Origin of the sequence: Aquimarina litoralis (assembly GCF_019295435.1) — a bacterium.
Classification (GTDB): domain Bacteria; phylum Bacteroidota; class Bacteroidia; order Flavobacteriales; family Flavobacteriaceae; genus Aquimarina; species Aquimarina litoralis_A.
Window position 1 is genome coordinate 96048 of the sequence record NZ_WEKL01000019.1, and the last position, 12640, is coordinate 108687.

Annotated in this window: 5 protein-coding genes; all 5 read right to left on the reverse strand. The window is 34.6% G+C overall.

Annotated elements, in window-relative coordinates; genetic code table 11:
• Positions 1 to 23: 23 nt before the first annotated feature.
• The gene (locus GBO31_RS11970) at positions 24 to 2132 is read right to left on the reverse strand and encodes a T9SS type A sorting domain-containing protein (RefSeq protein WP_219008580.1); all 2109 of its coding nucleotides are present in this window, start codon (positions 2130 to 2132) and stop codon (positions 24 to 26) included.
• Positions 2133 to 2607: 475 nt separating this feature from the next.
• Complete coding sequence (locus tag GBO31_RS11975) at positions 2608 to 4839, reverse strand: Ig-like domain-containing protein (protein ID WP_219008581.1); 2232 nt, start codon at positions 4837 to 4839, stop codon at positions 2608 to 2610.
• Positions 4840 to 4922: 83 nt separating this feature from the next.
• Complete coding sequence (locus tag GBO31_RS11980; protein ID WP_219008582.1) at positions 4923 to 7721, reverse strand: Ig-like domain-containing protein; 2799 nt, start codon at positions 7719 to 7721, stop codon at positions 4923 to 4925.
• 86 nt (positions 7722 to 7807) lie between these two features.
• Positions 7808 to 11905: an Ig-like domain-containing protein gene (locus GBO31_RS11985; RefSeq protein ID WP_219008583.1), complete on the reverse strand. Its 4098-nt coding sequence runs from the start codon at positions 11903 to 11905 to the stop codon at positions 7808 to 7810.
• A gap of 221 nt (positions 11906 to 12126) precedes the next feature.
• Positions 12127 to 12640 (reverse strand): T9SS type A sorting domain-containing protein (locus GBO31_RS11990; RefSeq protein ID WP_219008584.1); only part of this gene is annotated, 514 nt, incomplete at its 5' end.

Sequence of the window (12640 nt, forward strand, 5' to 3'; positions counted from 1 at the left end):
TGGTTACTTCTAAAAACAACTATCTAGTTTTTCACAAAGAATACAGATTCCTTATGCCTACTTGATTTGATTAAAAGAATATAGGTTCCTTGATGTAAGTTAGAAACATCTATTTTTTGATTATTAGGATCTAGTTTTTGGGATATTATTGTTTTTCCTAGTAGATCTACTACTTCAACTGTTTTTTCTTCTCTGGAAATAGTTGATATATGTAAGTGTTTTCGATGTACTGGGTTAGGGTAAATCTTCACATGTAATTCTCTTTCCGAAAAATCTGGGTTTGACAATGTTGATTCACACTCAGGGCTTTCCGTTGAATTATTAAAATAAATGGTAAATCCATTATTTTTAGAAACCATGACGAAATTATCACCATCTTTAGTAACCCAATAAGAACCATCCCATCCTAGCAAATTAGAGTTACTTAAGGTAAGTTCAGGTTGAGGAGTATTAAATTCATAATCGATAACATCTTTAAGATTCATATAAAATTCGGGTACTCCATCTGATGTATTCATATCAAATCTGTCCAATTTATTTTCTTCCAAATTCCAAGAGATTCTTAAACGACTAATATTACTTACATTTGGTCCTTGACCTAAGACATGAGCATTATCAAACGAAGCACTATCAAAGGTTGGTAATCCTTCAGACATGGGAGCTCCGAATGAGCAATCTCCATCTCCTCCAGTATTCTCATTTTGCACAGTTAACGTAAACGCCACATCACTAATCTTTCCTTCATTATCTACTGCTTCTGCCTTAATCGTATGGGTTCCTAATGGAAGTCCCAATAATTCATCTATATAATCGCCTGTTCCCCATTGGTAAGGAGGTTCATTTATTTGTCTTACTAATGTATTGTTTATGTATAATTTTACATCTGAAATACTACCATCCGGATCTGTTGCACTGACCTCAACAGTTAGCGCTTCATAACCTACTAATACGGTTACATTCGAAACTGGATTCATAAATGAAACAATTGGTGCTTGATTCTGAGTTCCATCACATGATTCTATATTCCAGCTGGGACAAGACTGAGTAATATGGTTTAAACTACCATCGCTAATAGGAAAATCTGGAGTATTTGGATTTCTAATATTATCCCAGACATGTATTTCTGAAGGATCTCCTTGCTTTTTTCTAGCTGTTGGTATTTCATCTCCTCTACTTTCTAGATTGAAAGTATTATTAAATATTGCATTTCTAAACCCAGTATTATAGTTAGTACCTCGATCTAAAAAATCTACTCCTGCATTGATTATCGTAGATCCATCTAGATTGAAAGTGTTATTATACACAAAACCATAAGCTCCTTTAAGATCTATAAATGCATCTGCACTATTCTCTCCTGAGATTCCTTCGGCAGAGAACACGCAATCTCGTATGATTGTATTTTTTGTTCCTTCCTTGATATCAGCACCTTCTGCAGTAACATTTGGACCAATGATACATCCTTCTATCGTATTGTTATTACAATCAGGATTATATTTACTATTGTTATTTTCATCACCAGGTCCAGCATGTTGATTTTTATCCGAGCCTACATATAATCCTTCTCCAATACCTGGTTTTTTAATCCCAACATTATATACTTTACAGTTTTTGACAAGATTATAACTAGAGCCATCTCTCAAGTGAATTCCCTCTTCTCCCAATTCTCTAACGGTAACATTTTCAATAATACCATAATTAGCATTATCAAAGACGATTCCTTTAGAACCTTCTTCAAAAATGATGTCTTTGATTTGCCAGTAATCCCCTAATATATGAAGTGCATATCCATCATAAATTCCATCTGGACCTTTAAGAACAGGAGGATTAGTAGGATTTTGTCCTCTTAATATAATTGGGTTTGATGAGGTACCATTGTTAGAAGAAGCAAATCTGGAGGCTTTTCCTTGGTTATTAAATTTATCAGGAGCAATATAAGTTCCAGATTCAATGATAATTTCATCTCCTGGCGCTGCATTTGTCATTGCTTCTAGAATACAATCTACAGTATTACAACTAATACTGTTCATTTTGGTATTATGTTCTTGTGCCTGAACAGCATCTGTGAGTGAAGAAAAAGTAACTAATAATAGTGTAAATATTCGTAAGAGTAACGAATTCGTATAGGTCTTCATTTTTTGGGACTTTGTAGTTATTTTAATATCAATTATCTATTGTTTTTTCGGATCAAGAATTCTAAATGAATTCATTATATCCAAATGCAAAACGCAACATCTTCTTTTAGATATTAAAAGACTAAGGGAGGTAAATCAAAATACTTCAAACGAGTAAACTATTCGAAATATCATCTATTGAATATAAATTGAAGGTCTGGAACTTCAATCACTTTGCAACCGATGTAAAATTAGTAAAAATAGTTGTTTAGACGTGTACAGAATAGGGGTGACAAATATCCAGATATTTGATTACCAGTATTTTGATTATTTTTTTTCAATGACTTTTATAGATAATTAGTATAAAAACTATATCCTTCATCTATTAAAATTAAGATGAATATTATATATTCAATTGTTTTAGATCAATGAATAACATAAATAATAAACCAGGATGTTTATAATAGTCCAAAACATCCTGATAAATTCTACTTTTTTATTTTTTTACAAATAATATTGATTCTTTAAATCGTATTGATTTAACCGATACGAAATATGAACCAGATGGTAATTCTGAAACATCTATTATCTCCGTTTCTTTATCTGTTGTAATTTCTTTTACTATTTTTCCTTCCAAACTGATTATCTGAAGAGTTTTTAAATCTTCTGACATTCCTGAAACTGTTAAAAAAGAATCCAATAAAGGATTAGGAAAAGCCTTAATCTGTGAAACATCCATTGCTGGATTCGATCTATTGCAGTTTGGAGTAGATGTTGAATTATTGAAATAAATAGTATAATCTCCAGATTTAGAAACCAATACAAAATTACTCCCATCTCTAGCTACCCAATAAGAACCATCTAATCCATCAAAACCAGTATTGCTTAAAGTAACTTCTGGGTTTGAATCTTGTAATTGAAAACTCATGGAATCTTTAAAATCTACATACCAATCTGGCGATCCATTATTCGTATTGATTGCAAACTGATATAAACCGTTACTTTGAGGCTCCCAATTAATGGTGAATTTCCTAAAATTACCAAGTTTAGGACCATTATCTCCCAATACGTGAACATTGGAATAGGTGACTTTATCCATAGCGCTTAAGCCACTATTCATAGGTGCTCCAAAAGAACATGTATCTCCACCTCCAGTATCTGTTCCTCTTACCGTTAATGTAAATGTTGCTTGGTTGGTAGCTCCATCATCATCAGTAGCTACCGCCTTAAATGTATAAGAACCTGTTCCTAATCCATTTAATTCTTGTGGATTTGGAGATGTATCATGTCCCCATTCGTATGGAACTTTATTCTCCTGACGTACCAAATTATTGTCAATATATAATTTTACATTGGCTATGGTACCATCTGGATCTGATGCATTCACAACTGCAGTAAGATCATATCCTTCATCAACCGTAATATTATCTGATGGTAATGCAAATGAGATATTTGGTTTTTGATTATTTGAGGTGCCTGTTACCGTTACCCTTATAGACTTACTCGATCTTGCACCGTCATTATCGGTAGCTTCTGCCTTGATTGTATGCTGTCCTACAGACAACCCTAAAAGCTCATCGGTGAAATTTCCTTGTCCCCAAGTATAAGGTGCATTTACTTCCTGACGAATAAAATCTCCATCGACGTACAACTTTACATTTCTAATAGATCCATCAGAATCAGATGCATTTACAGTAACTTCGAATTCATCATACCCTTCAGGCAAACTAATATCTCCTGATGGTGAAGCAAAAGAAATATTTGGTTTTTGATTGGATCCTCCATTGCCAATTGAAGAAGGACACTGATTCACAGAAGATTCTGAAATACACCAATCCGCAAATCTAACCTGTTCATCTTTTAGTCCATTTACTTTTTTTCTATAAATCCCCCATTTAGGTCGGTTGTAATCTGCTCCACTCCTCCATAAATCTATATTAGATTTGGAATAAGAAAGAAGTGTTTGTCCGTTCGAAACTTTCTTCAAAGTAATAGTAACTGAACCATTTTCACTATGTTTCAGTTTAATATATCCTTCTATCCATTCTCCTTTAAAACCTGATAATGGCACTTCTTCTACTTTTCCTAAATCCGTTCCTGTATCACCTCCATTATGAATAAACTGTAATGTGCTGGATCGTGGTGTAATGGTTAAAACTGGAAAACCATCATCATTTCCACCCTTTGCTTTAAGTTGAAAAATATGGCAAAAACCAGAACTTCCTTTGAAATTATCTGCCAAACGAAACTTCCATCGATAGTAACTCGTGGAATTTTTGGTATGTCTTAAAGTATTTGAACTACCACCAGGACCTCCTTTTATTTCGGTACGTACTCGATCGAATTTTATACATCTATCGCTATCTTCATCAATATAACTGTAAAAAACAAATACATTTTTGTCTAACTCATTATCAAACCTTTGGGTAATATGAGGTTTGAATCTTTCTGCTACGCAGTCATCTGGATGTTCAATACCAAAACCAGCGTTCTTAATTACAGAATACCCACTTCCTGAACTGGAAGTAGCCGAACATCTTACTTGCGCATGAAGCATTGGCATATTTATAAACAAAATAACCCAAACAAATATGCTAAATATACCGATTGACGTATCATGAGAAGGTTTTTTCTTTATATTATTAAAAATCAAATCTTTCTGAAACTCGACAAGATGTTTTTGCAACCAAAATAATTTTTGATTGGGTCTTATTTTAATTCTTTTCATGATTAGTTGTGTTTTAAAGTCTTTTATTTAAGCTTGTTATATAATTTTCATAGCAATTTTTTTCCATTCATATTAGTAATGTTCTACTTTTTAATAAATAAAAGTGATTCCTTGAATCGTATGGCTTTAACAGAAAGAAAATAAGATCCAGATGGCAATTCTGAAACATCTATTATCTCCGTTTCTTTATCTGTAGTAATTTCTTTTACAATTTTTCCTTCCAAACTGATTATCTGAAGAGTTTTCAATTCTTTTGACATTCCCGAAACCGTTAAAAAAGAATCTAAAATGGGGTTTGGAAAGGCTTTAATTTGTGCAGTATCCGTGCTTGGATTAGATCTATTACAATTCGGAGCGGTATTAGAATTACTAAAGTAAATTGTATAATTCCCAGACTTAGAAACCAATACAAAATTAGCACCATCTCTAGTTACCCAATACGAACCGTCTAATCCATCAAATCCTGTGTTATTTAATGTAACTTCTGGATTAGCATTCTGTAACTGAAAACTCATGGAATCTTTAAAATCTACGTACCAATCTGGTGATCCATTATTAGTGTTGATTGCAAATTGATATAATCCATTATTCTCAGGAACCCAATTAATGGTAAATTTCCTGAAGTTTCCAAGCTTAGGACCATTATCTCCCAATACGTGAACATTAGAATACGTAACCTTATCCATAGCACTTAAACCATTACCCATTGGTGCTCCAAAAGAACATGTATCACCTCCACCGGTATCTGTTCCACGAACTGTTAAGGTAAATGTCGCTTGCTTAGTAGCTCCATCATTATCGGTAGCTACAGCTTTGAATGTATAAGAACCAGCTCCTAATCCATTTACTTCTTGTGGGTTTGGAGAAGTATCATGTCCCCATTCATATGGAACTTTATTCTCCTGACGTACCAAATTATCATTGATATATAATTTTACATTCGCTATGGTACCATCAGGATCTGAAGCGTTAGCAACTACAGTAAGATCATAACCTTCATCCACTGTAAGATTACCAGTAGGTGAGGTAAATGATATCATTGGCTTTTGATTACTCGATATTCCGGTTACTGTTACTTTTATAGACTTACTGGATTTGGCTCCATTATTATCTGTAGCTTCAGCTTTAACCGTATGTTCACCTACTGATAACCCCAAAAGTTCATCCGTAAGGTTTCCTTGCCCCCAGGTATATGGAGCATTTACTTCTTGACGAATAAAATTACCATCCACATATAGTTTCACATTACTAATAGACCCATCAGAGTCAGACGCATTTACTGTTACTTCAAATTCATTATACCCTTCTGGTAAACTAATATCTCCTGATGGAGTAGCAAAAGAAATGTTTGGTTTTTGATTCGGTCCAGAATTTCCTAATCGATCTTCTAATTGTTTTTGGTATAAACTTCTAGGATTAAGGTGAGTTCCTCTAGATTCTACGTATGATAAAGGTTCTGTAGCGAAAGATCCATTGTTCGTAATACTACCTTTGCATCCTATTGCCCAATTTCTATGATCTCCTGGTGGGTCATGCATCACAAATCTGCTTGTTGTTTCACAATTCCAAAACATGGTCTGAGCACCTGCCCACCCATGACCAGATCCTGAATTCCTTCTGTTCTCTGCGGCAAAAGCTTTGGTTCCTTTTACTCGATCAAATAAAATACCTGTAGCCCATCGATGATGGGGTCCTGTTGTACTCTTTTGATTTTCTGAAACACAATCTACAAAAGCATTTGGTCCTGCAACTCTGGCTCCAGTAACATAATCATGACGTCCACCTCTAGAAAAACAGTTCTTAAATAAAACTTGTTGACCATTACAATTAAATGAATATTTTCTACCTCCAGAAGTCTTGGATTTTGGGTCAATCATCTTACTATCCAATACAGATATTTTACTACTGGAATTATCTACATTTACACAAGAATACCCAAAGTAATACGAGTTGATATTTCTTGCCCAGCCATTTTCTGTATTCTTAAAAGTTACAGCATCCCAGGCATGATCTTCATCGTCGTTGTCATCAAAAACGGATTCTAATCGCATTCTTTCGATACCAACATTCTCTATTCTTCCGTTCCATGAATATTTCATTAAAAACCCTTCAGCATGATTGGGATCAATAACATCAACAACTGGAGCGTCAAAAGTGATTGTATTACCACTTACTTTGGTTACAACTCTCTTATATCGTATCGTATAAGCACTAGGTGTCCAATTGGTATCTCCACTACCCGTACTGCTTAGATTATGCATTTTTAATAGTCGAATCCAATCTTGATTGGGTTTTCTTTCTAAGAAAATCCTATCACCTTTACTAAAGCTATGCCCCGATTGAACCTTAACAGTTTGTGTTCCTATAGGAACGTATCCTGAAGTAATCTTTTTCCTTGTGCTAGAAATACTATTTGCACTTCCAGAACCTTGAAAAATAATAAAATCTGCTCCTTTGTTTCTAGTAGTTGCTATTAATCTGGTTCTATCTCCTTCTCCTCTTATAACAACTCCACTTTTTCGGATTTTTAGTTCTTTACTAACTCTATAGGTTCCTTCTTTTAGTAATAATACACCTCTAAAACCATTAGAGAGACTTCTGGATTCAACATCTTCAATTGCATCTTGAATATGCCTCCAATTATCACCACTTCTAGGTGATATTGTTTTAACAACAGGCACATTGGGGATTGGTTTTTCACCATGTTGATATCCAACATAGCTAAAATCAGGAATACGATTCCCTTTATTATCTTCTTTATAAGTCAGTCTTCCTGATGAATCAAATCCTAGAAGATTTGAAGTCTGTGCAGATGCCACTGAACATCCAAAAAGGAATAGGCATACAAAACAGTTTGATAAAATTGTTTTAAAATTTTTCATTGCGATTAGTTGTTGTTGTTTTAGTATGTAGTAATTAACACTAGGAAGTTCTGCTGAACAAAACATCCCAGTGTTAATTAAGTATTCTATTTTTTGACAAATAGCAGTGATTCTTTGAATCGTATAGATTTAATCGATACGAAATATGAACCAGATGGTAATTCAGAGACGTCTATAGTTTCCGTCTCATTTTTAGTAGTAATTTCTTTTACAACTCTACCTTCTACACTTATTATTTGAAGTGTTTTCAATTGTTGTGACGTCATACCAGTAACTGTTAAAAAAGACTCCAAAACTGGGTTTGGGAATGCTTTAATTTGTGTCAAGCCAGTTTCAGGGTTTGATCTATTACAATTAGGAGCGGTTGCTGAATTACTGAAATAAATAGAGAAATCTTCTGTTCTGGAAACCAACACGAAATTATCACCATCCCTGGCTACCCAATAGGCTCCGTCCAATCCATCAAATCCTGTATTATTTAGGGTTACCTCTGGTTCTGGATTTAGCAACTGAAAAGTCATCGTACCTTTAAAGTCTACATACCAATCAGGTGACCCATTATTGGTATTGATTGCAAACTGGTATAATCCATTGTTTTGTGGAGCCCAATTAATAGTAAACTTTCTAAAGTTGCCTAGCTTAGGACCATTATCTCCCAATACATGAACATTGGAATACGTAACTTTATCCATAGCACTTAAACCATTACTCATAGGTGCTCCAAAGGAGCAACTATTTCCACCATCTCCATCACCACCAGTATCCGTATTATTGACGGTTAAAGTAAATGTCTTACTTGTGATAGCACCTTCATTATCTGTAGCTTCTGCTCTGAATATATGTATCCCAGCAGATAATCCATTTACTTCTTGTGGGTTAGGTGATCCATCATGTCCCCACTCATATGGAACTATATTTTCCTGACGAACCAAATTATCATTGATATACAATTTTACATTTGCTATAGTTCCATCAGTATCATTTGCATCCACAACTACAGTAAGATCATACCCTTCATTTACCGTTATATTGCCAGATGGAGAAGTAAAAGCAACTTGCGGAGCTTGATTATTGCTAACTCCATTTACGGTTAACATAAATGTTTTACTGGTTGTAGCACCATCATTATCTGTGGCTTCTGCTCTAATTGTGTGTTGTCCAACAGAAAGTCCTAAAAGCTCATCTGTATTATTACCTTGACCCCAAGTATAAGGTGCTAAAAGTTCTTGGCGAATTAAATTTCCATCCACATACAATTTTACATTATCTATAGTTCCGTCGCTATCCGAAGCATTCACCGTAACTTCAAAACTGCTATATCCTTCTTGTACGGAAGTATTACCTGATGGAGTAGCAAAAGATACAGATGGAGGTTCATTTTCGCCAGGATCAGATCCGTTTTTGGTAATTAGTATTACCCAATCACTACTAGTACTATTAGGAGCATTTCCAAGTGATCTATTACCTCCACCACTCACTGAAGTAACCGAACCATTAACAAGATTACCGCCATTTCGAGGATTGTACCACTTTACTGTAAATTGACCATTTTGTCCGTTCAGATTAAGATTTGTAGATCCTCCATTTTTCAGATAAACCACATAGGCTTCTCCTTGTTTTGCGTAGCAATAATCATTGTTATTAGAAGACAAACCATTGTTATTGCGCATTTCGGTCAAAGGAAGGTCAGCAATATTGAAGAATCGGATAGCATGACGTCCGTAATCCCACCATTTATCTCGGCTTCTAAAATCTTGAAGGGTAAGATCAGAATGTGCATTTTGATATCCAAAGTACCATTCATTACCCCATCCTCCTGCTAGTAATGTTGCCCATAAGGCATTTTTACGTCCATCGGTGTGAGAATTTGCAGCATTGTTATCCGGTCTTATTGCATGCTGTGCATCTCCTGGTTCATCACAGGCGATTGCCCATTTTTTACCTGAATTTCTGGATTTGTCAATTCCTTCTTTTACTCTACTGAAAACATTAGCGAAATCAGATTTGTTAGTTTGTAAAGAAAAACCAGTTAGTCTGGATTGATTTCCAGTTAAATAGTCCGGAAAATCATTTGGGTGTTTATGTATCACCACATGATGACGATAGGGATCGTTTTTATAAAAATATTCTGCCATCGCTCTTTCCTGTGCTGGTGATTGATCCACAGATTGCGGTCCGCCACCATTCTCTTCTCCTAAATTCCAGTTGAGTGCCAAATTATATCCAAATCTTGCAATAAGTTCACGATAATATAATTTACGTTGATTACCGGTATTTCCGTTATCAAGAAGGGTTTCGTTTTCAGTTTCTTGTGTTTTAAAATGTGCAAAAATTCCGTTTTCTTGCATATGTTCAATTACAATAGCCCATTGTGCAAGTTTGGACACATCCATACGGGTTCGTTGGTTACTAGCTATATATGGATACACATTTTTATCATCTCCATTGATATTCATTGTCAAAAACGACATAGAATTTAGGCCTTCACTAGCGATATAATTTACAGCTCCGATTAATCCTTTTCCTTTTCCATTTTTCCAAGTTGGATCACCATTATCCCAATCGCTTATATGTGGTTGATAATCTTTGCGGCGATTACCTTCATTAGGTGTATTATCAAAATCATCATAAGCAAATAAGTTTTCAGGAGAATCAGGTCCTTGCTTTATCATATACTCTCCTGTTTCAGCAAATTTTAGATAATGTTCTCCTACATATTGCAAGCGACCCTTTCTTCTAAAATCTCTTCCAGTTTTATCAGATGCAGCAATTGAAAAAGATCCTGTTTTTCCATTCATAAAACCAGCAACAGTTCCTGCTGTTGCTCCATCATTTACAGCAACATTATTTCCTTTTCTAAAAGAGACACTATAATTCCACTGACCCGTTTTATCTGGTGCAAAATGTACTCTCCATTTGTTACCACTATTGGCTGAAGTTTGTGCAGCATTCCCATCAGCGGCATAATAGCCAGGGACTACATAGGATGGAGAACCACTTTGATGTGTGAATGTAACATTTAGTCTATAATTTAAAAATGGATTGTCACCAGCAGTTTCCGAAGTATTAGGCCCATCAAAAGTTAGGGTTACCTTATGCCATTTTTTGCGTTCTCCACTAATTACAACACTACCATCACCATCATTACCACCGCCATCATTACCATCACAAGTAGTTTCTTGTAACGATGTATTTGTAGCATTGACACTTGATTTATTCAATGTTACTCTATCGATAATATGGTGCTTAGAACGACCAGAAATTAACATGGTATAGATACCAGGAGCATCAAATTCTACAAACACATCGTGGGGATCATTATCACTTACTTTGGTTGTCCAAGTCCAGTTGGTAGTTCCTGTAGAATATACTTTAAAGTATCCTTCTCCTCCAGAACCTTCTGGATTTGGAGTCTTTCCTGACCCTTTCGGATATACTATTTCATTTCCTTTTTGTGCATAAAAATCACTAGCATCAGGGAACTTCAACCAAGTATCATTAGCCTCCGTTGGACTATTACCTTCACCAACTTTCGATCTCCATTGAAACTTATATCTACCGGGAGAGTTGATTTTAATTTTTGTGTTAATTACTCCATTACCAGGATCATTAAAGTGATCAGGACCGGTCCATTCTAAATATCCTCCTCCTGTAAATCCTGAAATAGTACTTCTCTCACTCCAGTTTCCAGAAGTCGATAGATTTTCCGTTTCGATTACTACTAATCCATCTTCTTCTTCATAGGTGTCACAAGTATCTCCTCCTCCTGAAGAACCGGATACTGTAAAACTATCCGTATCTTCATCTGTAGCTCCATCATTATCAGTCACTACTACTTTTACCGTATAACTTCCTGCTTGTACATTAGTAATTTGATGAGGAGTGTAATTAGCTCCATCAGTATCTACTAAAGTTCCATTCACAAATACTTGATGTTTTGTAATGCTGCCATCAGAATCATTTGCATTAATAGTTATACTGATATCAGCTCCAACATTATATGAATTATTTAAACCCGTAATAGCAACTGAAGGTGCGTTATTAAATGCATTCGTTTTAATCTTATTTTTTAATTCGTTACTAATTTTATCTCGTGCAAAGCCATAAAAACAGCCAGATAAAAATAATAGGTTGAATACAAGGAACATGCTAATTCCACTTGTACTTTTAAAGTGCTTTTTCATGATTGTGTAATATATTTTGAGGTTAATAAACTATGAGGTGATTCTGCAGAATCAGGTATTTGGTTTTAAGGTATTTTATTGATTAACAAATAAATAAACTGCAAACTCTTTTTTACTCTACCTGTTCATATAGGATAATAGTATGATAGTATACATAGGTTGATAATCTCATGAAATCAACCTATGTATTTGTGATTTGTTTGGTGGGTATGTTTTGCGGTTTATTTAATAAATAGAATCGACTGTTTAGAATTCTTACTTCTACTAATTAGCAAATAAGGTCCTTTTGGTAATTCTGAGACATTCAAAGTTTCTGATACGTTATTTGAATTTAATTCTCGAATTACTCTTCCTTGAAGATCTAAAATCTGTAATACTTTAGTTTTCGCAGATAATCCTACAACATTTATAACATCTCCATTTACTGGATTAGGATATACTAACATTTTTCCTTCAATATCTTCTAAACCTGAGGATCTATCGCAATTAGGCTCTGAAGATGAGTTACTAAAGTATATAGTAAAATCTTTGTTTTTGGATACCAATACAAAGTTTGCCCCATCCATTGTTACCCAGTAGGAGCCATCTAACCCAGCAAATCCTGTATTATTTAAGGTTACTTCTGGATTTGTGTTATGAAGTTGGAAAGTCATTGTGTTTTTAAAATCTACATACCAGTCTGGTGATCCATTATTGGTATTAATAGCAAACTGATATAATCCGTTGTTTTGAGGG

Bases quoted from the DNA above. Each gene is read 5' to 3' on its own strand.
- GBO31_RS11975 (WP_219008581.1), bottom strand. From the start codon at position 4,839: ATGAAAAGAATTAAAATAAGACCCAATCAAAAATTATTTTGGTTGCAA.
- GBO31_RS11980 (WP_219008582.1), bottom strand. From the start codon at position 7,721: ATGAAAAATTTTAAAACAATTTTATCAAACTGTTTTGTATGCCTATTC.
- GBO31_RS11985 (WP_219008583.1), bottom strand. From the start codon at position 11,905: ATGAAAAAGCACTTTAAAAGTACAAGTGGAATTAGCATGTTCCTTGTA.
- GBO31_RS11970 (WP_219008580.1), bottom strand. From the start codon at position 2,132: ATGAAGACCTATACGAATTCGTTACTCTTACGAATATTTACACTATTA.